Origin of the sequence: Niveispirillum lacus (assembly GCF_002251795.1) — a bacterium.
Taxonomy (GTDB): Bacteria; Pseudomonadota; Alphaproteobacteria; order Azospirillales; family Azospirillaceae; genus Niveispirillum; species Niveispirillum lacus.
In genome coordinates this window covers 202,326-223,293 of the sequence record NZ_NOXU01000024.1, presented here as the reverse complement: position 1 = coordinate 223,293, position 20,968 = coordinate 202,326, and the positions used below count along the sequence as shown (strand labels likewise).

Here is a 20,968-nt window from a genome sequence, read left to right as displayed (position 1 = left end):
CGAAATCTCCCTTGATCGGTCACGATGAAGAGAGATTGGCATAGGGTAAAAATCGGCCCGGGCAGCGCATGATGACGCGCTGTCCGGGCTTCTGATTGATTACACGGCCTCCTGCTGCTTGGCCCACAGGGCCGCATACGCGCCCCCCATGGCCAGCAGAGCCCCGTGACTGCCGCGTTCGGCGATGCGCCCGGCTTCCAGCACAATGATTTCGTCCGCATCCACGACGGTAGACAGGCGATGGGCGATGACAAGCGTGGTACGACCGCGGGCGGCATCGCGCAGGGCCGCCTGGATCTCCCGTTCCGTATGGGTGTCCAGGGCCGACGTCGCCTCATCCAGGATCAGAATCGGTGGGTCTTTCAAAAGGGTTCGGGCAATGGCCACCCGTTGCTTCTCCCCGCCCGACAGTTTCAGGCCACGTTCACCCACCATCGTGTCCCAACCATCCGGCAGCGCCTTGATAAAATCCAGAATCTGCGCGGCTTCGGCCACACGATCCAGGTCTTCCTGCACAGCACCGGGACGGCCATAGGCGATGTTGTAGCGGATTGTATCATTGAACAGGACCGTGTCCTGCGGGACGATCCCGATGGCGGCGCGCAAGCTTTCCTGTGTGACGTCCCGTACATCCTGACCGTCGATGCGGATGCTGCCCGCCGTTGTATCGTAAAACCGGTAAAGCAGGCGGGAGAGGGTGGATTTGCCGGCCCCGGTTGGCCCGACCACGGCCACCGTATGGCCGGCCTGGATCGTGAAATCCAATCCTTTCAGGATGGGGCGGCGAGGGTCATAGGCAAATTCCACGCCGTTGAACCGCACTTCCCCGCCGCGTGGAGCCAGGGCGGGCGCAGCAGGGGCATCCTGCACCTCCCGGTTCACGGACAGCAGTTCAAACATCCGCTCCATCTCATTCAGGGATTCCTTAATCCCGCGATAGACGAAGCCAAAAATATTCAATGGCTGGTAGAGTTGCAGCAGATAGGTATTGACCAGTACAAAATCGCCGATGGAAAGCTGGCCTTGCACGATCCCATCGGCCGCCATCCACATCACAGCCACAACACCCACAGCAATGATGATGCCCTGGCCTACATTCAGCAGTGACAGGGAAGATTGGGTGCGTACTGCGGCATCTTCATAGGCGCGCAACGCCTTGTCATAACGACGAGCTTCAAACGCCTCATTGCCGAAATATTTGACGGTTTCAAAATTCAGCAGACTGTCGATGGCCTTGGCGCTGGCACGGGTATCGGCGTCCAGCATGTCGCGGCGGATGCGCGTACGCCAGTTGGTGACGGCAATCGTGTACCAGATATAACCCGCAACAGTCCCGAAGGTGACGGCGGCAAAACGCACATCGAACAGATGCCAGAGAATACCCGTCACCAGGGCAATTTCCAGCAGGGTGGGAAGGATATTGAACAGCGATGTACTCAGCAGGCTGTCGATGGCCTTGGTCCCGCGTTCGACGACCCGCGACAATCCACCCGTCTGCCGTTCCAGATGGAAGCGCAGTGACAAGGCATGCAGATGCTGGAAGACATTCAGGGCGGCCACCCGCATGGCCCGTTGGCTGACACGCTCAAAAATGGCGTCGCGCAGTTCTCCGAACGCCAAGCTGAGGACGCGTGCCAGACCATAAGCCAGGATAAAGCCCAACGGGATGACCAGCATTGGGTTGCTGGCGGCGTCCACACCTTTGGTCAGCGTATCGACCGCCCCCTTGTACCAGATGGGGACGGAAACATTGGCTCCCTTCGCCGCCGCCAGGAACAGCAGGGCGGTGACCACCCGTGCCTTGATACCCACCTGTCCCGCTGGCCACAGATAGGGCAGCAATTGACGCAGGACCTGGCCATCGGACAGGCGTGGAGACTTGGTCTGTGACGGGTCGTGGCCGGAAGGGCGGTCGTGGCGGCGCATGGGGGTCCGGGGATCGGGTCGCGAAGGCGGTCAGATGATATGGCCGGAGCGGGGGCGATTGACAGCGCGGTGACATCTCATGGCTGCCATCCGTGCGTGACCGGACTTTATTCCGACATGCGTTCTACCTTATGTTCCCCTAGCCCATTACGGAGGTCGCCCGCGCATGCCGCTCCTGCCCGACCGTGCTACTGCCTTCTGGACCCTTGCCCCTGGCAAGGGGGCGCTTTGTCAGCAGGAACTGCCGGAACCGCTGGCCGGTGATGTGCTGGTCCGCACCTTAGTCACGGGTATCAGTCGGGGGACCGAATCCTTGGTCTTTCGGGGTGGGGTTCCGCCCGACCTTTACCCGATCATGCGCTGCCCATTCCAGGATGGCGATTTTCCAGGGCCGGTGAAATATGGATATGCCCTGGTTGGTATCGCCGATTACGGCCCTGCCAATCTGGCTGGTCGGCGTGTTTTTTCCCTGCACCCACATCAGAATGTGGCGGTGATCCCGGTGGAGGGCTGCCGGCCTGTACCGGATAATGTGCCTACCGAACGCGCCGTCCTGGCCGCCAATATGGAAACGGCCTTGAACATCCTTTGGGATGGCGGCGCGGCACCGGGCCAACATATTGCGATTGTCGGCGGCGGTCTGGTCGGTGGACTGGTCACCTATCTGGCGGCCCGCATGCCCGGGGCCGATGTGACCATGGTTGATATTGATCCGACCCGTGCCTCCATCGCCCATGCCTTTGGCGCCCGTTTCGCCACGCCAGACACGGTCGACGCTCTGGAGTGCGATCTGGTGATCCATGCCAGCGCCACGGGCGAGGGGTTGGAGACAGCCCTGCGTCTGGCAGGCATGGAGGCAATAGTGGTGGAAGCCTCTTGGTATGGCGACCGGCCCGTTACCGTGGCGCTGGGCGGTGGGTTTCATCCCAACCGCCAGCGCATCATTTCTTCGCAGGTAGGCAAGGTGTCACCGGCGTTCCGTCCACGATGGACCCTGTCCCGCCGACTAGACAAAGCGTTGTCACTGTTGGCCGATCCGGTGCTGGACCTTCTGCTGGGGCCGCGTATCGATTTCGCTGATCTACCGCAGGCAATGGTCGACCTGTCCAGCCTGCCGTTCGGTTGCCCCATTGTCCGTTATCAGCGCTCCGTTCCTTGAAAGGTCCGCCCAATGTATTTCCTGTCGGTGCGAGAGCACATCATGATCGCGCACAGTTTTGTCGGCGCCATTTTTGGCCCGGCCCAGGCGCTGCATGGCGCCACCTTTGTGGTCGATGCGGAATTCCGGCGGCGGCAGTTATCGCCAGAGGGATTGGTGGTGGATATCGGGGCGGCATCGGTGCTGCTGAAGCAGGTGCTGGCGCCCCTGAATTACAAGAACCTGGATGAACTTCCGGAATATCGCGGACGTAACACGACCACCGAATTCCTGGCAGGCGACATCCATCGCAAGCTGGCGGCGGGTATCCGGGCCGGCGCTCTGGGGGCGGACGGGCCGGCACTGGACAGTCTGCGTGTCACCTTGTCAGAAAGCCATGTGGCCTGGGGCGCCTTTGAGGCGCCACTGACCGGGGACGGCGCCTGATGCCTGATCGGAGCCTGCATATTATCTGCCCCGGCGATATCAACCAGTTGACCGGCGGTTATGGCTATCTGCGCCAACTCGTGGACGGCCTACGAAAACTGGGCGAAACGGTCGAGTTGCATGAACTGCCGGGGCCGCATCCGTTTGTAGATGATCCATCCCGTAATGCTGCCGACGCGATGATGGCCGCCATCCCGGATGGGGCCCGCGTCCTGATCGACGGTTTGGCCCTGCCCGTCGCGGCACATGCCGTCTGGGTCGACCGGTACCGGCTGCGCTTTGCCGCGCTGGTACATCATCCGCTGCATCTGGAAAATGGTCTGTCGCCGGAACAGGCTGACACCCTGTTTCGTATCGAACGCGACGCCCTGGCCCATATGTGCCACGTCATCGTACCATCACGGACCACAATGCAGGGAGTGATCGACCTGTCGGTCCCGGCTGGCCGTATCACTATCGCCAATCCTGGCACCGACGCGGCCAAACCGGCCACAGGGGGGAACGGGGGCAATGGCCCTACCATCCTGTGTGTGGCTACCCTCACCCCGCGCAAGGGGCATCTGGTGCTGATAGAGGCGTTGGCGCGCCTTAAACACCTGCCCTGGCGCCTGCATCTGGTGGGCAGCGATGCCCGCCATCCTGGACAGGCCGCCGCCATTGCTCAGGCTGTATCGGTACATGGTTTATCTGACCGTGTCCGCCTGATGGGTGAATTGTCGGGGCCCGCGCTGGACGCGCAATGGCAGATCGCTGATCTGTTCACCCTGGTCAGTTACCATGAAGGATATGGCATGGTGGCGGCTGATGCGTTGAAACGTGGCCTGCCCTGTATTGTCACCGATGCCGGCGGATTGGCGGAGGTGGTGCCGCCCGCCGCCGGGGCCGTTGTTCCGCCAGGCGACGTCGATGCTCTGGCGACAGCATTTGACCGGCTGCTGTCCGATCCTGCCAACCTGGAAACGGCCCGCCGAGCGGCATTGAAGGCGGGTGAACAGTTGCCGACATGGCAACATTCTGTGTCGTTGATACGCAACGCCCTCTCCGGCATGGTAGTTTCCGGGGAAAGTGATCGGATACGGGCATGACTCTGGAATTCGATGCCGACTGGCTGCGTCTGCGTGAACCACTGGACGAAGCGGCGCGGGCTGTAGGGTTGGCCTGGGCCTTTGGCCGGTTGCTGCCCGCGCAGCCGATGATCATTGATCTGGGGGCGGGGACTGGCAGCAATGTCCGTCAACTGGCCATGAAGCTGGGCCGGCCGGTTCAGGATTGGACCCTGATCGAGAAGGACCGTAAGCTTCTTTCCAAGGCACCGGGAGAGATCGGACGCTGGGCTGACCGTAATGGCTGGGAACATAAGGAACAGCGCCGGGCCTATATGATCACCTGCGACGACATGGCCGTACGGGTGGAGATGCGCAGTTTCGATCTGGCCCAAGACCCATCCGATCTTGGTCTTGACCAGTATGACGGGGTGACGGCCAAGGCGCTGTTTGATCTGGTATCGCTCACTTGGCTGGAGCGGTTTGTGAAGGAACTGACCAATTGCGGGTATCCCCCGGTCCTGGTCACGCTGACCGTCGATGGTCGGGTCGATTTCTCCATGTCCGACCCGGATGACGGGTGGGTGCTAGACCTGTTCCATGCCCATATGAACCGGGCCAAGGGGCTGGGCGGCCCGGCCTTGGGGACAGTGGCACCGCAGGCGCTGATCACGGCCCTCACCGGGGCAGGCTACAAGGTCGAGACCGCACAGTCTGACTGGAAGATCGGACCGAAACAGATTGCCGCCCATCTGGCCATGATCAGCGGTTACGAAAGGGCGGCCATTGAACAGGACCCTGTCAGCGCACCGCGTATCCAGGCATGGGCTGAACGCCGCCGGCTTCTGGCCAGCGAAAAGGGCGCGCGTCTGACGGTGGGGCATCAGGATCTACTGGCCCGGCGCTAACCCCAACAGCCAACTTCCTGACCGCCGGGGAGGCGGTAACCGCCGCCGCTTTTATCCGATTGGCCTGGCTTAAGCCTGTGGATGCCAGTGGCATAAGATCAGGACAGGCCCCGTTAGGACGCAGGTTGGTTGTTTGGGACGCCTACAGGTTCAAGACACGGGCGGGCCGAACCTCGGCCCCGTCCAAGCGTACCAGAGCCACGGGATGGCCAGCGCAAAGCGCCAGCGCCGTTCCCTCTTCCCCGGCCGCACCGCGCAGCGCTTCCAAGCGCTCCTGGTCGGTTCGGCGCAGCAACGACACGCCCTGCCCATGGCGCAAACGGTCCGCCTCCAACGGGGTCAGATCAATGGCCGGCAGTCGGTTCAGCGGTGCTGCGACCGGCATCAGTAGCCGATCCGGATCGCCTTCCGCCACGATCTTTTCCAACTGTTCCAGCGTCACTGCATTGGCCAGCGTGAAGGGCCCCACCGACAGTCGGCGCAGCACGGTGATATGACCCACAGTGCCCACTGCCAGTGCCAGATCGCGGGCCAGCGAGCGCATGTAAGTGCCCTTGCCGCATTCCACCTCGAACTCGGCATGGTCGGTGTCGGGCCGACCCGTCAGATGGAACCCGTCGATCCGCACGGTACGGGCGGCCAGTTCCACCGCTTCCCCCTCACGGGCCAGATCATAGGCACGCTCACCATCCACCTTGATGGCGGAATATTGCGGCGGCACCTGGCTGATCAGACCCTGAAAGGTCTCCAGCGCCGTTTCGATCTGTTCATCTGTGGGACGCACATCGCTGGTGGCGATGACTTGGCCGGCGCGGTCGTCGGTATCGGTCGCTTCGCCGAATTTCATCACGAAACGGTATGTCTTATGTCCGTCCATGGCGTACTGGACGGTCTTGGTTGCCTCCCCAAAGGCGATGGGCAGGATGCCGGTGGCGATAGGGTCCAGCGTACCACCATGGCCCGCCTTTTCCGCATTCATCATCCAACGCACTTTTGCCATGGCCTGGGTGCTGGTCATGGTGCCGGGTTTGTCCAGCACCAGCCAGCCGTGACGGGGCACGCCCTTGCGCTTACGCGCCATGGTTCTGATCCCCGTCCTCTTCCTTGTCCTTCTCGACATGCTTGCCGGTATCAACGATGCCGGTCATATCACGCGCGACATGCGGATCGTGCAGGATCCGATCGATCTTTTCCGCGTAATCGAAGCTGGTATCCAGTTGGAATGACAGGCGCGGGGCATAAGGCAGACGGATTTCATGCGCCACCTGGGTACGCAGGAAGGCCGACGCACGGTTCAAGGCGGCCACCAGTTCCGGCTTGGACCCACCCAACGGCATCACAAAGGCGGTGGCGTTTTTCAAGTCGGGGCTGATGCGCACTTCCGACACGGTGACGTTAAGGTCCATCAGTTCCGGGTCGCGGAATTCCCCGCGGCGGAAGATATCGGCCAGGGTGTGGCGGATTTCCTCGCCTACGCGCAATTGGCGCTGGCTGGGCCCTTTGGCGGCATGGCCGCTGTCACGTCGTTTGTTCATCACGTCAATCCTTTGCCCTGGCGGGGGATGGGACCCCGGACCGGGCGTTGCTGCGCTTGGTCAAGGGACCGTGCGTAGCATAGCGCCATGGCGGTGAGGCAAGGAAGTTACGCATGGAAGGGGTGGGCGCCCTCGCGGTATCCCGGATGCCGGCCCCCGGCATCCGGTGGCCAGGTTATGGCCACCGGACTTGGTTGTGTTCACCGTGCGACGGGCAGCATGTCCCGCATGCTACCCGGCAGTTGCGGGATCAGCAGGCGCCGGGCCGCTTCCCAACGGGTGGACAGCAGCAGCAGGCCCGATCCAATGACCAGAGCTGCCAGGGCCATGTTCATTTCCTTGGCCGTACCGGCCATGGAAAAAAGCTGCCCCATGGCGTACAGCACATAGACCAGCGCGGAGACCAGCATCGCGCGGCGGTCGATCGCCAGGGAAACCAGGGCGATCACCAGATAGGTGGCGATGCAGGTGGCCAGCGCCAGGCCGGGGCTGACCATCTGTACCGCCCCATTGGCGCCCACCCAGGAGAAGACCGGGTGGATGATCATCGGTGAGGCTGACAGGTGCAGCCAGAAAGCAACATCCGACCGGCGGGTGCTGCGTTCGCGGTCCTGGCTATCCCAATGCATGGCAATGGCAAACATCACCAACCCGCCGATCAGAACCAGCACCCGGATACTGTCGCGCAGCGACGGTATGGCCAGCACTAACAGGGCGAAGGCGGCAACCAGGGCAATGGCGGAACCCGCCGCCACCGTAATCGGCACCATGAAGCGTCGCCAATGGGCATAGGCACCAGCACCCGCCAGAAGGGTGGCGCCGGCCACTGCCCCTGCGGCGTCGGCCGGGTCCTGGATGTTGGCCCCATCCAGCCCCATCAGATCGACCAGCCCCGTCAGACCTGCCAGAAGCGTGCCCCCGGCAAAGCCGATCAGCAGCACGATACTGGACAGGGAAAGGCGCAGACGCCGGGTGAAATATTCGGCCAGTCCCCAACTGACCGCCGCTGCCGCCAATCCGCCCACCATTGGATGCAGCCGCCCGCCCAGATAGGCGGCGGCGGCCAGGATCAAACCGCAGCAGACAGCGACAAACACGTCATTGAAGCCGGTCAGCAGCCGGAAACGTTCATGTTCCGTCGCATCAATCTGTCCCCTTCGTGCCGCCACGAAATGACGAAAGTCCACGACATTCTGGTCGGGCAAGATACCTGCCGCCGCAGCGGCATCGAGTTCTTCGTCTGTGTACATGGTTCCCCCCTCCCTATTTGGTGGGACAAGTATGTGGGGGGATGGTAGTCCCCGCAATCACTGGTACTAATTGTTTCGGTGCAGACAAGAAACAGTCACCAACGATACGGATCTGTTGCAATCTGGAACTTCCAACTGGCGTTCCCACGCTGCCAGGCCTTTTCTGCAAGGGGCAGTCGGCCACGGGCAGGGTTCTACAAAGCTCGCTCATCCGCATCGCCGGTCACCGATGATGCGCCTCGCCAACTCGGCTCTACACGTAACCGGGGTTCGCATGATAGTGAACGCCCGTCTTGTCTTTTCCGGATACAAGGTTTCGTCCCATGACCGCCCCGCTGTTCAACAAGGTTGCCATCGTCGGCTTCGGCCTGATCGGTTCCTCGATCGCGCGGTGCGTGGCCGAATATCCCGGCTTGGCCAATGGTGTGATATGCGTGGACCGGTCGCAGGCTGTTTGTGATCGGGTACTGGCTTTAGGGCTCGCACAGCAGGCTGGAACCGACCCGGCCCTGGTGTCGCAATGCGATCTGGTGGTGTTGGCCACACCCATTGGCGCCTTCGCCGATCTTGGCGCCGTGATCGGCCCCCATCTGCGGGAAGGTACGATCCTGACCGATGTTGGGTCGGTTAAACAGTCGGTGATCCGTGATATTGCCCCGCATGTCCCCGACGGGGTGCATTTTATTCCAGGCCACCCGCTGGCCGGTACCGAACATTCCGGTCCCGACAGCGGTTTCGCGCTGCTGTTTAAGGGCCGCTGGTGCATCCTGACACCCACACCCGGCACCAACCAGGCGGCGGTTGATAGGCTGTCCGCTTTTTGGAGCGGATGCGGCAGCATGATAGAGGTGATGGAGCCCGGTCATCATGACCGGGTGCTGGCCATTACCAGCCATCTGCCCCACCTGATTGCCTATACAATCGTTGGGACCGCCACGGATCTGGAAGACCATCTGCAGTCCGAAGTGATCCGGTTCAGTGCTACCGGTTTCCGGGATTTCACCCGTATTGCTGCATCCGACCCCACCATGTGGCGGGACATCTTCTTGAACAACCGCGAAGCGGTTTTGGAGGTTATCCAGCGTTTTACCGAAGACCTTACGGCCTTGCAGCGGGCCATCCGCTGGGGAGAGGGCGACAAGCTGCACGAATTGTTCACCCGCACCCGTGCCGTCCGCCGCTCCATCATCGACGCCAAGCAGGCTTAAGGCTGTTCGGTTGCCTGCAAACGGTTCTAGCAGCCTCTGCTGCCGTGCGCGCCAGAGATGCCAGGGTAATCAGCCGCGCTCCAAGCCGCGTGCAGCCAGGGCGGCTAAGTAGCTCTGCCACAGGCTGTCATGGTCCCGTCCTAGCCGGTGCAGCAAGGTCCAGCTGTAGATGCCGCTATCATGGCCATCGTCAAAGGTCAGGCGCACTGCGTAATTGCCGACGGGGTCAACGCCGGTAATGGCCACCCGTCGTTTGCCATGCACCAGTTGCTTTTGCGCCGGTGTATGACCCTGCACCTCTGCTGAGGGGCTTTCCACCCGCAGGAATTCCGCCGGCAAATCGAAATGGCTACCATCGTCAAAGCGGACGGTGAGCACCTGCGCCGCCCGGTTCAGGCGCAGTTCGGTGGGCCAGTAACGTGACCCTGTCGCCTCGCTGGCAAAGCGTTCGTCCGCCATGTCAGGCGGCATCGTCCAGGCGGCGCGCCTCATCCACCAGCATGATGGGGATGCCGTCACGAATCGGATAGGCCAGTTTCGCCTGATCGGAAATCAGCTCCTGCGCGGCGGCATCATAGCGCAACGGCCCCTTGGTCAACGGGCAGACCAGGATTTCCAGCAAGCGGGGATCAACGCGGGCGCCGTCGGTCGGGCTGGTAGCATCGGTCATTGCAGGGTCCTTTTTGAGTCAAGTCTCAAGGTCAATAACAGGCTCAATGGCGGGCCGTGCCGCCACTGTCGCCATCCTGATGCACCGCCATCTCAACCAGCGCCAGCAGTAACTGGGCACGGCTGTTCAGGTCAGGGCTTTCCAGCAGGGCCTGCTTTTCCGGGGCATCAAAGGGGCAGATCATGGCCAAAGAAGTGACCAGGCGGTCCAAAGGCGCCTGGGCGACGGATTCCCAGTTGGCACTGATGCCTTGCTGCTTGAAATAGGCGCGCAGCACACCATCCAGGCGACCCCGGTCCATTTCACAGGGGGTGTCATCCTCCAGATCGACGGCAAACCCGGACCAGTCGGCAACAACCCGCCGATAGCCGCGCGTGGTTGCCACTTCCTGCATGATATGAAACCGGCTGACCCCTGTCAGGGTAATCAGGAAACGGCCATCCTCCGTCTCGCTGAAGCTGGTGATCCGACCGGCACAGCCGATCTCATAGAGCGGCGGATTATGCCCGGCCCCGCCATCGCGTGGCTGGATCATACCGATCATCCGGTTCGTCGCCAGGGCGTCCTGCACCATGTTCAGATAGCGTGGCTCAAAGATGTTGAGCGGCAACTTTCCACGCGGCAGAAGCAGCACCCCCGTCAGGGGAAAGACGGGGATGGTCTCCGGCAACTGGTCATAGGGCAGGTCGAATGGATTCTGGCTCATGCGAACAGCAGAGATGACAGTTTGCGACGGGCCTGGATGACCAGCTTGTCCATGGGGCCCAGGGCCTCGAACATTTTCAGCAACTGGGTGCGGGCCGCCTTGTCATTCCACTCCCGGTCGCGTTTCACGATCTCCAGCAGGGCTTCAATCGCCTCCTCATTGCGGCCAGCGGCGTAGAGGGCGACCGCGTAATCGTAGCGGATCTGATGGTTTGCCGGGTCGGCGGTGACGGCCGCCTTCAGATCGTCCAGGGGGCCAGCCTTGGCGGCCTGTTCCGCCAGCTCGATTTGTGACTTCACCGCCGCCAGTTCCGCCGACTTGGCAATCCCGGCCGGCGCATCGGCAATCATGCCCTTGGCGGCCTCGGCTTCGCCGACGGCCAGCAGACAACGGATGACACCGGCATAGGCCGCCGCGCTCTCCGGTTCTTCGGCCAGCACCTCTTGATAGATGGCGGCGGCTTCCTGGGCATTGCCTTCATCCAGCATGGCCTTGGCTTCGGCCAGGATGGCGGCGATGTCGATGGCGCCGGTACCGCCCGACAGTTTCACCAGCCGTTCGATGAAAGCTTTGATCTGGCTTTCTGGCAGGGCACCCTGGAACCCATCAACGGGGCGGCCCTGGAAAAAGGCATAGACTGTGGGGATCGACTGTACCCGCAACTGGCCGGCGATGGCCGGGTGTTTGTCAGTATCGATCTTCACCAGTTTCACCGCGCCCTTGGCAGCGGTGACAGCCTTTTCAAGAATGGGACCCAACGTCTTGCAGGGTCCGCACCAGGTAGCCCAGAAATCGACGATGACGGGGACCTTTTGCGACGCCTCGATGACATCGGTCATGAAACCAGAGTCGCTACCATCCTTGATCAGGTCGCTTGCGGCAGGCTTGGGCTGGGGCGAAGGCGTGGGCGAGAACATGGGTTTCGTGTTCCTGGATCGGGTGATCAATCATCAACCCCGTCACGCGGGGATCATCATTGGCTTATATAGAGCGCCCATGGCCCCGCGGCAAACCTCCCGATAGGGTGCGCCCCCTGCATTCGAGAACCCTTTCGGGAAAAACCCGGCAGGTGGGCAAAAAAAGTCCTTGCATGGCAAAGTTTGATGGCTATATTCCGCGCTCACCGCCGGGGACGACCCGGATGGTCATTCGGAAATGGGCGGGCGTAGCTCAGGGGTAGAGCACAACCTTGCCAAGGTTGGGGTCGAGGGTTCGAATCCCTTCGCCCGCTCCAGTTCCGAAATACCCACTGCCGGAAGGCAGGCCTGTCTGGCAGGCGGGCGTAGCTCAGGGGTAGAGCACAACCTTGCCAAGGTTGGGGTCGAGGGTTCGAATCCCTTCGCCCGCTCCAGTTCCGAAATACCCACTGCCGGAAGGCAGGCCTGTCTGGCAGGCGGGCGTAGCTCAGGGGTAGAGCACAACCTTGCCAAGGTTGGGGTCGAGGGTTCGAATCCCTTCGCCCGCTCCAGTTCCGAAATACCCACTGCCGGAAGGCAGGCCTGTCTGGCATGCGGGCGTAGCTCAGGGGTAGAGCACAACCTTGCCAAGGTTGGGGTCGAGGGTTCGAATCCCTTCGCCCGCTCCAGACAAAGTCACGTCATGCATCAAAGGCCGCCTTAAGGGCGGCCTTTTGCATTTCTGCGCTTTACGACATGCCAAAGGACACAGAGCCAGGGCTGGCATTACTGTCACCGCGTCCCGTGACGCCGACCACAGACCCCCGTCCACGATGCATCCCGGCTACAGGCCTAAAAGCAAAACCCCCGCCGGCGGGCCAGCGGGGGTTTTGTTGATGCCGGAACCAAGGTCCCGATCCAAAAGAGGATCATCCCAGAAGGGAGATCACTTCATCTTGGATTCCTTGAAAGCGACATGCTTGCGAGCAACCGGATCATACTTGTTGAATTCCAGCTTCTCGGTGGTCTTACGGGGGTTCTTCTTCTTCACATAGAAGTAGCCCGTGTCAGCGGTGCTCACCAACTTGATCAGCACGGTGTTCTGCTTAGCCATGATACCCTACCTGCGTCTGACTTGCGGCCACCGCAAGGACGCGCGGCCGATCCATATAAACCAGTTCCGCCGGAAGAAGACCCCCGGCGGCACAGCGGCGGAATCTACGCATCCGCCCCCGTCTGTCAAGGACAAAGACCCTACCTCTCCGCAACGTTGATGTGACGGGATGCGAGGGCTTGGCGGTACAGCGCCCCGTCTTCCAAGAGCGCGCGTGCCAGAGAAACGGTGGCGGCAGCCGATGCGACACTGTCTGCGGGTTTGGCGGGGCAGGCTGCGCGCAGCGCGGCCATGGCCTCTGTATCATCAGGTGCCGCCAGCCGGTAGCGTGCCAACAAGGCTTGTTCCCCGCGGTCCCCCCGCGCAGCTTCCGCCAGAAGCGACGGAACAGTAATGCCCGGCAAGGCGGTGCAAAGGCTCGGCTGCACGCCCTGGCCATCGAAACTATAGCCACTGGGTGCGTAAATCCGGCTCCAGGTGATGAAAAGTTCCCCGCCATTGGGTAGTTGCGTCACATGCTGCACACTGCCCTTGCCATAGGTGGAGGACCCGACCAGCAGAGCGCGGCCTGCATCTTGTAACGCCGCAGCGACGATTTCGCCGCTCGACGCGGTCTGTCCGTCGATCATCACGACCAGAGGCAGGTCAGGAAAGGCGGTTGTGGGTTTCTGGGCTTCAAACCATTGGATCGAACTGGGATTGCGGCCGCGTGTGGTGATGATTCGGCCCTGCGGCACGAACAGGTTGACCACCCCCACCGCCTGCACCATCACCCCACCGGGATTGCCACGCAGGTCCAGGATGACGCCGCGCACCGGTCCCTTGTCCAGATAACGCTGGATGGCCTGGCGAACATTATCCTGGGTAGCATTGTTGAACCGTTCGATGCGGATGGTCGCAACGCCATCGGTCAGGCTGGCCTGCACGGTATTGGGTACCAGATGCCGGCGGCGGACGGTCAGTGCCCGCACGCGCTGTTCGGACGGTCCTACCTTCATTTCCACCCAGCTACCCTCCGGCCCTTGGATCAGAGCCGAGAGGCGGTCATAGGGCAGGCCGTGTGTCCGGACCCCGGCCACTTCAAAAATGCGGTCACCAACCCGCAGACCGGCCGTGGCCGCCGGACCATCCACCACCATGTCGCTAATCTCGAAGTAGCCGTCGATGGTGCGGATGCCAACGCCAATACCATCATACCCTTCACGCTGAGTTCGCTCACCCTGGGCGCGATTCGGCTCGGCATAGCGGGAATAGGGATCAAGATCGCCCATCATGCCGTCGAACATGTCCCGCCACATCTGTTCGCGCCCGCGTTGGGCGATCACCGGGGATGCGGCCACAATGGCGCGCAGCATATCCGCCGTGACATTGGCCCAGCGTTCCGGGATCATGTCGGTGGGCAGGGCCACCCGCGACAGTTCCACCCCTTCCCGTGTCAATAGCAAATGCCCCGGCACGCTAACGATGCCCAGGGTGCGGTCACTGGCCGCCACACGCCGCAACCCATCACCCAGCAGATCCGGCATAGAGGGCGGCTTTAGGGCATTATCAATGATGGGACGGAAGGCAACGGCGAAAAGCTGCTCGGCTGTCAGATTGGCGATGGCAGGCAATACCTGCTGTTCGGCCCGGACAGCGGCGGCGCCGCCCAGAAGGCTAAAAACCACCAGCATCGACCCGAGCCGTGATGCCATGCGCATTTCCCCCGTCGGGCACCGTCTCACTGGCGGCGCTTCCTCTGACGATAGAGTGCCGCAGGCGCACTGACGCGTAAAGCCCCGGAACAAGCCAAAAGGCTAGGCTGGTACCCATCCCAAAGGCATGAATCCGGCCAGCAACAGCCGTAACTTATCAGCCTGCCATCGCCAGGGCGCATTTGACAGACACGCTGGAAAGGCGTGAATAAGTCCAAACTTGGTAGGCGTCGGTGCCATGTCCCCCAGATATTGGTTAATTCCGCTCATGGCCGTGCCCTTGCTGGCACTGGTCGCTTTTGGGCGTGCGCCGGCGGACACGGGACCTTCCGCGCGCTACCTGCGTATCGCGGCCGATCCGTCGGGGGAGCGGGGCTTTGATGTCGGGGCCGCGCTGGCATCGATCCTCTCCCGCCCGCCCGGCATGCCGGCCTGCGGTGAGGACCGTGCCTGTGGTGTGCCGGGGCTGATTGCCGTCGCTCAAAGCCTGCCCAATCGCCGCGATATCGTCGAGGCGGTGGCTTCCGGGGCGGTGGAAACCGGTCTGGCCCCTGCCGACCGCATCTACGCTGCCCGCTGCTTCCCCGCCCCCGGGGCCAAGCCAACCGATCTCACCATCCTGGGGGAGATTTACAGTGAAGCACTGCATGTACTGGTCCGCGCCGAAACCGGTCTGACCGATATCAGCCAGTTGAAAGGTCGTCGTGTCGCCATCGGGGCTGCCGGATCAGATGAACGTCGGTTGGCCGACCGTATCCTGTCGGCCTATGGCCTGCGCCGTCAGCAGGTACGCGGTGTCGAGATCGGGGGTGAACAAGCCGCCCTGGCGCTGGCCGATGGCCGAATCGATGCCCTGTTCCGCATTGCCGCCATGCCCGACCCCGTCACGGCGATGACGGTATCATCGGGTGCCCGTCTGCTGCCGGTTACGGGGGATGCGGCAGGGCGCCTGTCGGGACTTCATCCGTTCGGAGTGCCCGGCGCCATCGCCGCCGGTACTTATGACGAGAACCAGGTGGCGGTGGCAACCATGATGCAGCCCGTGGCCTGGATCGCGGGCCCGGCCCTGGACCCGGCCCTGGCGGCGCAGTTGACGGCGGCGCTGGCCAGCGGGCCGAATCGGGAAGCGCTGCATCGGCAGGACCCTGACATGCTTTTGCTGCGCCCTGCGGCATTTCGCATGTCGGCCCCTCTGCACCCGGCGGCGGGAACACGCTATGGTGTGGATCCCATCGCCATGGCCTGTCCAGGCCAGAAGCCCCGGTGAGTGTCTTTTCCCATGTTCCTGCCACAGGAAATCATCCGCCTTAAACGTGACGGGTACGCCCTGTCCACCGCCGACATCGGGTCCTTTGTTGCCGGCCTGACCGATGGATCGGTGTCGGAAGGTCAGGCGGCGGCCTTTGCCATGGCTGTCTATTTTAAGGGTATGGATCAGACTGAACGCGTGGCCCTGCTGCGTGCCATGACCGGCTCGGGCGCCATTCTGGATTGGTCGCGGGAAGGGCTGGGCGGGCCGGTGCTGGATAAACACTCCACCGGTGGCGTGGGTGATAAGGTCAGCCTGCTTCTGGCTCCGATCATCGCCGCCTGCGGTGGCTATGTGCCGATGATTTCGGGCCGGGGGCTTGGCCATACCGGCGGCACCCTCGACAAGATGGAAGCGATCCCCGGTTATGACGGCCGACCCGACCTACATCGGCTGAAGAACATGGTACGCCGGGTCGGCTGCGCCATTGTCGGCGCAACGGATGAAATCGCGCCCGCCGACCGTCGGCTTTATGCGATTCGTGATGTTACCGCGACCGTGGAAAGCATCGACCTGATCACCGCTTCCATCCTGTCCAAAAAGCTGGCCGCTGGATTGAATGCCCTGGTTTTGGATGTGAAGTTCGGGTCCGGTGCCTTCATGGAAAGTCGGGATCAGGCGCGCCGGCTGGCCGAGATGTTGGTTCAGACCGCCGGCGATGCCGGGCTGCCTGCCCGCGCCCTGCTGACCGATATGGAACAGGTGCTGGGCCATAGCGCGGGTAATGCACTGGAAGTGCGCGAATGCCTGTCGATCCTGGCGGGTGGTGTCGCGGAAAGCCGGCTGTGGCGGGTGACCAGGGCCTTGTGTGAAGAAATGCTGGTCCTGTCGGGATTGGCCAGTGATGGGGTGGTGGCGGCGCGGCTGGTGGATCAGGCCATTGATACGGGGGCAGCGGCCGAGCGATTTGCCCGCATGGTGGCGGTCCTGGGCGGACCACCCGATCTGATTGAACGGCCCGAACGGCACCTACCCACCGCCCCGGTGGTTGTGCCGGTCTTTGCTGACCATTCTGGCCATGTCGTGGCCCAGGATGCCCGCGCCCTCGGTCTGGCCGTGGTGGCGCTGGGCGGCGGCCGCACCCGCCCCCAGGATGGGGTTGATCCACGGGTTGGGCTGGATCAGGTGGTCCCCATTGGAACCCTGGTCGGACCGGATCGGCCGCTCTGTCTTGTGCATGCGGCGGACAGGGCTGCGGCGGATGCGGTGGTATGCAGCGTCCGGAACGCTTATGTCATTGGCGAAACCGCCGACGCGGCCGCTGATCCGGTGGCCGAAAGGGTTGGCGGGCCCTGATGTCAGTGCCACCCGACCGGAGACAGAATGATCACCATCGTCCGCGCCAAGTTCCACGGTATCCGCGTCACGGGGGCGGATCTGAATTACCATGGCTCCATCACGCTGGACCCGGAACAGTGTGCGCTGGCCGGCATCTATCCGCTGGAATTCGTTGAGATCTGGAACAAGAACAGCGGTGCGCGTATCTCCACTTACGTCATTTATGGCGAGCCGGGGTCCAAGGCCTGTGTCTTGAACGGAGCGGCTGCCCGAACCTGTCAGAAGGGGGACGAGGTGATCATTGCTGCGTCCGCCAGCATCACACCTGACCAGCTCTATGCCATCAAGCCTAAGGTTCTGACCTTCAAGCCCGACAATTCCGTCGACCGTGTCCTGGAATATGATGTCTTCAAAGGACCGGAAAGGGCATTCGATTTTCGTACCCTGGACATCACCGATGGTCGCGATGCAGCCGTGGCGCTACAGGTCCCCATCCGGACCTGACGGCGCTAAAGATCGGGTAGTTGCAACGGCAGGTCGGCGCGGCAATCGCCCTTGGCGACGGCATCCCGCAGGGCGCTGACCAGAACAGACAGGGCCAAGTCGCGGTTGGGCAGGCGGACCAGATCGCCATCCGCCGCCAGTTTCAGCCCTTGCCGTGCCGCCTGGAGCCGAACGGCGGCCGCGATGGGTTCCTGCCCGCCATGGCTGGGCCCGCATTGAACCAGCGCCAAACGTGGTGCATCAGTGCCTTGACGCATCACGGCGAAGAAGCCGAACAGATAGCGTTCTTCTGCATCGCCCTCGCCAGCGATCAGGGTACGCGCCAGATCCTCGGCATGACGCGTACCGCTTAACAGCCGCTCCAGCCCGGTCTGTGTTACCCTCCCTTGGGCCAGGTACAGCGCCCGTACTTCACCACCTGGTACCAGGATCGACGATAGCGGCACATCTGGCACCGGCTTAAACGCGATGGAACCGACGCGGCCGCCCGGTGCGCTGACCACATACCGGACCCCTACCCGCATTTTTTCTTCCATCACGGTCAATGTGTCGCCGGTGCCGGTGGGCAGGTCCCGAGGCATGGTCCCGGCGGGAACCGCCTCTCCCGTTGGCAGGACGGGTATCCGCGACGTCAACACGGGCTTGCAGCCGGAAAGCAGCAGGCCGATGAGCAGAAGCGGTAAGGCCATGTTCCTCATCGTGTTTTCCAGGTGCGGTTCGGCCCCGTATCGATATGGGTATGGCCGGTAGACGGGTAATAAGCCGCCCCACCCCGTTGCATGGTTTTGGCGATTTCGGCCAATGCCGGTCCCGGCAGCAACGGTACCTTGAAATCTATGGCCCGGCCCTGCAGGTGATAGCTTTCCCGTGCGGCGTTCGGATTATTGCGTACCAGATCCTCGTTGGTCCGTGCGGAACGGAAACCGTCGGTGACCTGCACCACGGTGGTCGGCGGCAGGCCCGTTCGTTGCAGCAGATCGAACATGAAATCCATCAGCAGCGGGTCAATGCGCCCCACCTGCCCTGTCCGCCGGTCGCGCAACAGATGCTCGATCCGCTGCATGGCGCGGGGATCATAGGCATTGTTGTGGAAATAGATCACATCCACCATCTCCCCGCTTCTAACATGCGTCAGCACGATGCGGCGGACGGCAGGCAGCGGCGGCAGGTCGGGGGGCGGTCCCTCCTCCTCTGCCACCGGTGGACGAGTGGAGCAGGCGGCCAATGGCGCCAGGATCAGGCAGGCCAGCAGCCCGCGGCGGGATGTCGGGGTCATGCGGGCACCGGTGCTGTCGCCAAGCGGTAACCGCCTTCGATCCGCATCACCAGCGGCTGTCCGGCGGCCAGTTTACGGCGCAGGCGGTAGATATGGGTCTCCAATGTATGGGTGTTGATCCCGGCGCCATACCCCCACACGCCATCCAGGATATCCTCACGCGGGGCGGTTCCTCCCCGACGGCAGAGATGGTTCAGGATCTGTGTCTCCTTTTCGGTCAGTCGGATGCGGGTGCCGTCCAGTGTCTCCAGCCGTTTCGCTGCGGGCAGGAACCGATAGGGTCCGAGGGACAGAATATCGTCCATCCCTGCCGACGCCGACTGGGTGTCGGTCTGGTTCAAAAGCGCCTTCAGCCGGGTCAGCAATGTTCCAAGACGGATCGGCTTGGTCAGATGGTCATCGCCACCGATCGGCACCCCCATGCCCACCGGCAAAAGCAGCAGCAGCGGCCCCGACAGCCCGCCCGCCCGTAAAGCCGGTATCAGCCCCTGTGCGGCCAGAGTAGCGTCTAGCAGTGCTGCGTCGGCCCCATGCATTGCCAAATGTGCCAGGGCTTCTTCCCCGCTGGCCACAGGAAACGGGCGCAGACCGTCCTGGGCCGACAATTGTTCGGCCAGGGTGCGGCGAAGGATATCGTCCATGTCGATCAGAAGGATGCGCTTGGGCGCGGTGTCCATGGCGCCCCCGGTTACTCGCCAGGGCCGGGGCCCAGAGGTTCGCGGCCGCGCGTGGCCTGTGGCATCAGTTCCACGATGGTCAGGCCCAGACGCCCATCCACCACCACCAGTTCGCCGCGCGCCACCATACGATCATTTACATAGACATCAACGGGATCGCCCACGACCCGTTCCAGATCGACAATATCCCCTGGTCCCATCCGCAGAAGCTGGCTGATACGCAGCCGCCGCCGGCCCAGACGGACCGACACCTGTACCGGCACGGACAGGATGGAGGAACGGTCGATATCGTCGCCGGACATAGGGTCGGCCATGTGGATCTGTTCTTTCCACGCCAGGGGGAAAAGGGACTGCGGCGACTATAGGGATTTCCGTGCCGCAGGAAAAGAGTCCCCACCGTCAGGGGCCTGAAAGCTTCGCGATGGCGGCGCTCAGCCCCTCGGGCCAAAGCGCCATATTGGTTTCCTGCTGTACTACGGCAATATTCACCCCGCCCAGGCGCCATTGCGTGCCCACCCGTACCAGCAGCGGGCCGCCACTGGTGCCCCGGCTGGCTGAACAATTATGGAAGACCAGGACCATGCCGGCGCCCGGATGTGTGGCTTGCGCGACGACGGCACAATCCTGGTCGGCCATCAGTAGATGCTGACGGTCCTGGCTGAACCCGGCCACAGCCACAACATCCCCTTGTGCTGCCGGTCGCGCGGCCGGTGCCAGCGCCGGGACGGGGGACTGGCCGGACAGACGCAGCAGCGCCCAGTCAAACCGGGCGCTGTAACCCGGCCTGGTCCCGTCATACTCCGCCGGGACATGCAACCGCTCAACCGTCAGGTGGGTTTTGTAATCCCCCCGCTCATATCCCAGCAGCACATGCAGGGAACCAGCTTCCAGCAAGCGACGGGTGCCGGGATTAAACAGGCAATGCGCAGCGGTCAACACCAGCCGGGGCGCAATCACCGTACCGCTGCATTTGCCACCAATAGTGGTCTGCACCCGCGCCACGCTGTTCCAGGGTGGGGTTGCGATATCGACGACTTGGCGGTTGTCCTGCAACGCCACGCCGGGCGCCCGTAATTCCTGGGCCCAGGCCGGTCCGATCAGCAGAGGGAGCAGAAGGACAATTGCCAGTAGGCGCATGAAGAGCCGGTCAGAAGGGGCTGCTGTCACCGCCACCCGGATCGCCACCGGTCAGCAGTGTCCAGATGGCGTAATAGAAAACGCTGGCAAAGGGCAGGCCGACAAGCATACCCAGCAGCATATAAACAACATACATGACGCACCTTCATCGAAGCGGCTGCGCGAAACGGAGAAAGGACGCCCGGTCACCGGCGCGTCCTTCCCTCACTGCTACGCCGGTCCGCAGCCCTTGTCATCGGGCAAATGGACGCG

At 62.6% G+C, this 20,968-nt stretch carries 24 protein-coding genes and 4 tRNA genes; 12 read left to right on the top strand and 16 right to left on the bottom strand.

The features are described from left to right. Window positions 1-99: 99 nt before the first annotated feature. The gene (locus tag CHU95_RS06780) at window positions 100-1,926 is read right to left on the bottom strand and encodes an ABCB family ABC transporter ATP-binding protein/permease (RefSeq protein WP_094455002.1); all 1,827 of its coding nucleotides are present in this window, start codon (window positions 1,924-1,926) and stop codon (window positions 100-102) included. Between the two features lie 166 nt (window positions 1,927-2,092). Here CHU95_RS06780 and CHU95_RS06775 point away from each other — a divergent pair, with 166 nt between their 5' ends. From CHU95_RS06775 to CHU95_RS06760, 4 genes are read left to right on the top strand one after another with little or no spacing between them, the layout of a single operon-like run. Then, window positions 2,093-3,085 carry a zinc-dependent alcohol dehydrogenase gene (locus CHU95_RS06775; protein WP_094455000.1) on the top strand — a complete coding sequence of 331 codons (993 nt, stop codon included), beginning with the start codon at window positions 2,093-2,095 and terminating at the stop codon, window positions 3,083-3,085. Window positions 3,086-3,097: 12 nt separating this feature from the next. Beyond that, window positions 3,098-3,511 (top strand): 6-pyruvoyl trahydropterin synthase family protein, encoded by a 414-nt coding sequence (locus CHU95_RS06770; RefSeq protein ID WP_094454998.1) that lies wholly within the window; start codon window positions 3,098-3,100, stop codon window positions 3,509-3,511. Beyond that, entirely contained in the window at window positions 3,511-4,596 is a 1,086-nt protein-coding gene (locus CHU95_RS06765) for a glycosyltransferase family 4 protein (RefSeq protein ID WP_094454996.1), read from the top strand. Before CHU95_RS06770 ends, CHU95_RS06765 begins: the two co-directional genes overlap by 1 nt. Then, the gene (locus tag CHU95_RS06760; protein ID WP_094454994.1) at window positions 4,593-5,462 is read left to right on the top strand and encodes a hypothetical protein; all 870 of its coding nucleotides are present in this window, start codon (window positions 4,593-4,595) and stop codon (window positions 5,460-5,462) included. The genes CHU95_RS06765 and CHU95_RS06760 overlap by 4 nt, the downstream gene beginning before the upstream one ends. Before the next feature lie 142 nt (window positions 5,463-5,604). On the opposite strand, the gene truB is transcribed toward CHU95_RS06760, so the two are convergent. The 3 genes from truB to CHU95_RS06745 all read right to left on the bottom strand — a co-directional run bounded on the left by truB (window position 5,605) and on the right by CHU95_RS06745 (window position 8,247). Then, window positions 5,605-6,543 (bottom strand): tRNA pseudouridine(55) synthase TruB, encoded by a 939-nt coding sequence (gene truB / locus CHU95_RS06755; RefSeq protein WP_094454992.1) that lies wholly within the window; start codon window positions 6,541-6,543, stop codon window positions 5,605-5,607. Then, window positions 6,533-6,997 (bottom strand): 30S ribosome-binding factor RbfA, encoded by a 465-nt coding sequence (gene rbfA, locus CHU95_RS06750; RefSeq protein ID WP_094454991.1) that lies wholly within the window; start codon window positions 6,995-6,997, stop codon window positions 6,533-6,535. The genes truB and rbfA overlap by 11 nt, the downstream gene beginning before the upstream one ends. Window positions 6,998-7,197: 200 nt before the next feature. Further along, the gene (locus CHU95_RS06745; RefSeq protein WP_094454989.1) at window positions 7,198-8,247 is read right to left on the bottom strand and encodes a hypothetical protein; all 1,050 of its coding nucleotides are present in this window, start codon (window positions 8,245-8,247) and stop codon (window positions 7,198-7,200) included. Window positions 8,248-8,570: 323 nt separating this feature from the next. Here CHU95_RS06745 and CHU95_RS06740 point away from each other — a divergent pair, with 323 nt between their 5' ends. Next, complete coding sequence (locus CHU95_RS06740; RefSeq protein WP_094454987.1) at window positions 8,571-9,455, top strand: prephenate/arogenate dehydrogenase family protein; 885 nt, start codon at window positions 8,571-8,573, stop codon at window positions 9,453-9,455. 69 nt (window positions 9,456-9,524) lie between these two features. On the opposite strand, the gene CHU95_RS06735 is transcribed toward CHU95_RS06740, so the two are convergent. From CHU95_RS06735 to trxA, 4 genes are read right to left on the bottom strand one after another with little or no spacing between them, the layout of a single operon-like run. After that, the gene (locus tag CHU95_RS06735) at window positions 9,525-9,914 is read right to left on the bottom strand and encodes a gamma-butyrobetaine hydroxylase family protein (protein ID WP_094454985.1); all 390 of its coding nucleotides are present in this window, start codon (window positions 9,912-9,914) and stop codon (window positions 9,525-9,527) included. Window position 9,915: 1 nt separating this feature from the next. Continuing rightward, window positions 9,916-10,125 (bottom strand): Trm112 family protein, encoded by a 210-nt coding sequence (locus tag CHU95_RS06730; RefSeq protein WP_094454983.1) that lies wholly within the window; start codon window positions 10,123-10,125, stop codon window positions 9,916-9,918. Window positions 10,126-10,168: 43 nt separating this feature from the next. Then, on the bottom strand, window positions 10,169-10,831 hold the full coding sequence (locus tag CHU95_RS06725; RefSeq protein ID WP_094454981.1) for an LON peptidase substrate-binding domain-containing protein: 663 nt from the start codon (window positions 10,829-10,831) through the stop codon (window positions 10,169-10,171). After that, window positions 10,828-11,748: a thioredoxin gene (gene trxA / locus CHU95_RS06720; protein WP_094454979.1), complete on the bottom strand. Its 921-nt coding sequence runs from the start codon at window positions 11,746-11,748 to the stop codon at window positions 10,828-10,830. The genes CHU95_RS06725 and trxA overlap by 4 nt, the downstream gene beginning before the upstream one ends. Window positions 11,749-11,990: 242 nt before the next feature. On the opposite strand from trxA, the gene CHU95_RS06715 reads away from it, so the two are divergent. The 4 genes from CHU95_RS06715 to CHU95_RS06700 all read left to right on the top strand — a co-directional run bounded on the left by CHU95_RS06715 (window position 11,991) and on the right by CHU95_RS06700 (window position 12,416). Further along, window positions 11,991-12,065: transfer RNA gene (locus CHU95_RS06715), tRNA-Gly, on the top strand. A gap of 42 nt (window positions 12,066-12,107) precedes the next feature. After that, window positions 12,108-12,182: transfer RNA gene (locus CHU95_RS06710), tRNA-Gly, on the top strand. Between the two features lie 42 nt (window positions 12,183-12,224). Further along, window positions 12,225-12,299 (top strand) — tRNA-Gly (locus CHU95_RS06705). 42 nt (window positions 12,300-12,341) lie between these two features. After that, window positions 12,342-12,416, top strand: a tRNA-Gly gene (locus tag CHU95_RS06700). 257 nt (window positions 12,417-12,673) lie between these two features. Here CHU95_RS06700 and rpmG read toward each other — a convergent pair. Together rpmG and CHU95_RS06690 are read right to left on the bottom strand one after the other, a co-directional pair. Continuing rightward, complete coding sequence (rpmG, locus tag CHU95_RS06695) at window positions 12,674-12,841, bottom strand: 50S ribosomal protein L33 (protein WP_029012212.1); 168 nt, start codon at window positions 12,839-12,841, stop codon at window positions 12,674-12,676. A gap of 140 nt (window positions 12,842-12,981) precedes the next feature. Next, window positions 12,982-14,535, bottom strand: a complete 1,554-nt coding sequence (locus CHU95_RS06690) for a S41 family peptidase (protein ID WP_165772052.1) — start codon at window positions 14,533-14,535, stop codon at window positions 12,982-12,984. Between the two features lie 268 nt (window positions 14,536-14,803). On the opposite strand from CHU95_RS06690, the gene CHU95_RS06685 reads away from it, so the two are divergent. The 3 genes from CHU95_RS06685 to panD are packed head-to-tail and all read left to right on the top strand — an operon-like array spanning window position 14,804 to window position 17,626. Then, window positions 14,804-15,802 carry a TAXI family TRAP transporter solute-binding subunit gene (locus CHU95_RS06685; protein ID WP_165772051.1) on the top strand — a complete coding sequence of 333 codons (999 nt, stop codon included), beginning with the start codon at window positions 14,804-14,806 and terminating at the stop codon, window positions 15,800-15,802. After that, window positions 15,803-17,140, top strand: coding sequence for a thymidine phosphorylase (gene deoA / locus CHU95_RS06680; RefSeq protein WP_245837925.1), 1,338 nt, complete (start codon window positions 15,803-15,805; stop codon window positions 17,138-17,140). It begins immediately after the preceding gene. A 27-nt stretch (window positions 17,141-17,167) separates the two neighbouring features. Continuing rightward, the gene (gene panD, locus CHU95_RS06675) at window positions 17,168-17,626 is read left to right on the top strand and encodes an aspartate 1-decarboxylase (RefSeq protein WP_094454971.1); all 459 of its coding nucleotides are present in this window, start codon (window positions 17,168-17,170) and stop codon (window positions 17,624-17,626) included. A gap of 5 nt (window positions 17,627-17,631) precedes the next feature. On the opposite strand, the gene CHU95_RS06670 is transcribed toward panD, so the two are convergent. From CHU95_RS06670 to CHU95_RS23030, 6 genes are all read right to left on the bottom strand, one after another. After that, the gene (locus CHU95_RS06670) at window positions 17,632-18,324 is read right to left on the bottom strand and encodes a hypothetical protein (protein ID WP_094454969.1); all 693 of its coding nucleotides are present in this window, start codon (window positions 18,322-18,324) and stop codon (window positions 17,632-17,634) included. Then, window positions 18,321-18,902 carry a YcbK family protein gene (locus CHU95_RS06665; RefSeq protein WP_094454967.1) on the bottom strand — a complete coding sequence of 194 codons (582 nt, stop codon included), beginning with the start codon at window positions 18,900-18,902 and terminating at the stop codon, window positions 18,321-18,323. Before CHU95_RS06665 ends, CHU95_RS06670 begins: the two co-directional genes overlap by 4 nt. Continuing rightward, entirely contained in the window at window positions 18,899-19,579 is a 681-nt protein-coding gene (locus tag CHU95_RS06660) for a response regulator transcription factor (protein ID WP_094454965.1), read from the bottom strand. Before CHU95_RS06660 ends, CHU95_RS06665 begins: the two co-directional genes overlap by 4 nt. Before the next feature lie 11 nt (window positions 19,580-19,590). Beyond that, window positions 19,591-19,893: a flagellar motor switch protein FliN gene (gene fliN, locus CHU95_RS06655; RefSeq protein WP_094454963.1), complete on the bottom strand. Its 303-nt coding sequence runs from the start codon at window positions 19,891-19,893 to the stop codon at window positions 19,591-19,593. 85 nt (window positions 19,894-19,978) lie between these two features. Beyond that, window positions 19,979-20,716, bottom strand: a complete 738-nt coding sequence (locus CHU95_RS06650; RefSeq protein WP_094454961.1) for a trypsin-like serine peptidase — start codon at window positions 20,714-20,716, stop codon at window positions 19,979-19,981. Between the two features lie 10 nt (window positions 20,717-20,726). Then, complete coding sequence (locus tag CHU95_RS23030) at window positions 20,727-20,852, bottom strand: hypothetical protein (RefSeq protein ID WP_281255150.1); 126 nt, start codon at window positions 20,850-20,852, stop codon at window positions 20,727-20,729. Between the last annotated feature and the right edge of the window lie 116 nt (window positions 20,853-20,968).

Excerpts from the sequence above, each read along its gene's own strand:
- CHU95_RS06690 (WP_165772052.1), bottom strand. The coding sequence starts at position 14,535 with ATGGCATCACGGCTCGGGTCGATGCTGGTGGTTTTTAGCCTTCTGGGC.
- CHU95_RS06740 (WP_094454987.1), top strand. The coding sequence starts at position 8,571 with ATGACCGCCCCGCTGTTCAACAAGGTTGCCATCGTCGGCTTCGGCCTG.
- CHU95_RS06725 (WP_094454981.1), bottom strand. The coding sequence starts at position 10,831 with ATGAGCCAGAATCCATTCGACCTGCCCTATGACCAGTTGCCGGAGACC.
- CHU95_RS06760 (WP_094454994.1), top strand. The coding sequence starts at position 4,593 with ATGACTCTGGAATTCGATGCCGACTGGCTGCGTCTGCGTGAACCACTG.
- CHU95_RS06670 (WP_094454969.1), bottom strand. The coding sequence starts at position 18,324 with ATGAGGAACATGGCCTTACCGCTTCTGCTCATCGGCCTGCTGCTTTCC.
- CHU95_RS06650 (WP_094454961.1), bottom strand. The coding sequence starts at position 20,716 with ATGCGCCTACTGGCAATTGTCCTTCTGCTCCCTCTGCTGATCGGACCG.
- trxA (WP_094454979.1), bottom strand. The coding sequence starts at position 11,748 with ATGTTCTCGCCCACGCCTTCGCCCCAGCCCAAGCCTGCCGCAAGCGAC.
- CHU95_RS06685 (WP_165772051.1), top strand. The coding sequence starts at position 14,804 with ATGGCCGTGCCCTTGCTGGCACTGGTCGCTTTTGGGCGTGCGCCGGCG.
- rpmG (WP_029012212.1), bottom strand. The coding sequence starts at position 12,841 with ATGGCTAAGCAGAACACCGTGCTGATCAAGTTGGTGAGCACCGCTGAC.
- CHU95_RS06735 (WP_094454985.1), bottom strand. The coding sequence starts at position 9,914 with ATGGCGGACGAACGCTTTGCCAGCGAGGCGACAGGGTCACGTTACTGG.
- panD (WP_094454971.1), top strand. The coding sequence starts at position 17,168 with ATGATCACCATCGTCCGCGCCAAGTTCCACGGTATCCGCGTCACGGGG.
- truB (WP_094454992.1), bottom strand. The coding sequence starts at position 6,543 with ATGGCGCGTAAGCGCAAGGGCGTGCCCCGTCACGGCTGGCTGGTGCTG.
- CHU95_RS06745 (WP_094454989.1), bottom strand. The coding sequence starts at position 8,247 with ATGTACACAGACGAAGAACTCGATGCCGCTGCGGCGGCAGGTATCTTG.
- CHU95_RS06730 (WP_094454983.1), bottom strand. The coding sequence starts at position 10,125 with ATGACCGATGCTACCAGCCCGACCGACGGCGCCCGCGTTGATCCCCGC.
- CHU95_RS06775 (WP_094455000.1), top strand. The coding sequence starts at position 2,093 with ATGCCGCTCCTGCCCGACCGTGCTACTGCCTTCTGGACCCTTGCCCCT.
- rbfA (WP_094454991.1), bottom strand. The coding sequence starts at position 6,997 with ATGAACAAACGACGTGACAGCGGCCATGCCGCCAAAGGGCCCAGCCAG.
- CHU95_RS06765 (WP_094454996.1), top strand. The coding sequence starts at position 3,511 with ATGCCTGATCGGAGCCTGCATATTATCTGCCCCGGCGATATCAACCAG.
- fliN (WP_094454963.1), bottom strand. The coding sequence starts at position 19,893 with ATGGCCGACCCTATGTCCGGCGACGATATCGACCGTTCCTCCATCCTG.
- CHU95_RS06780 (WP_094455002.1), bottom strand. The coding sequence starts at position 1,926 with ATGCGCCGCCACGACCGCCCTTCCGGCCACGACCCGTCACAGACCAAG.
- CHU95_RS06660 (WP_094454965.1), bottom strand. The coding sequence starts at position 19,579 with ATGGACACCGCGCCCAAGCGCATCCTTCTGATCGACATGGACGATATC.
- CHU95_RS23030 (WP_281255150.1), bottom strand. The coding sequence starts at position 20,852 with ATGTATGTTGTTTATATGCTGCTGGGTATGCTTGTCGGCCTGCCCTTT.
- CHU95_RS06770 (WP_094454998.1), top strand. The coding sequence starts at position 3,098 with ATGTATTTCCTGTCGGTGCGAGAGCACATCATGATCGCGCACAGTTTT.
- CHU95_RS06665 (WP_094454967.1), bottom strand. The coding sequence starts at position 18,902 with ATGACCCCGACATCCCGCCGCGGGCTGCTGGCCTGCCTGATCCTGGCG.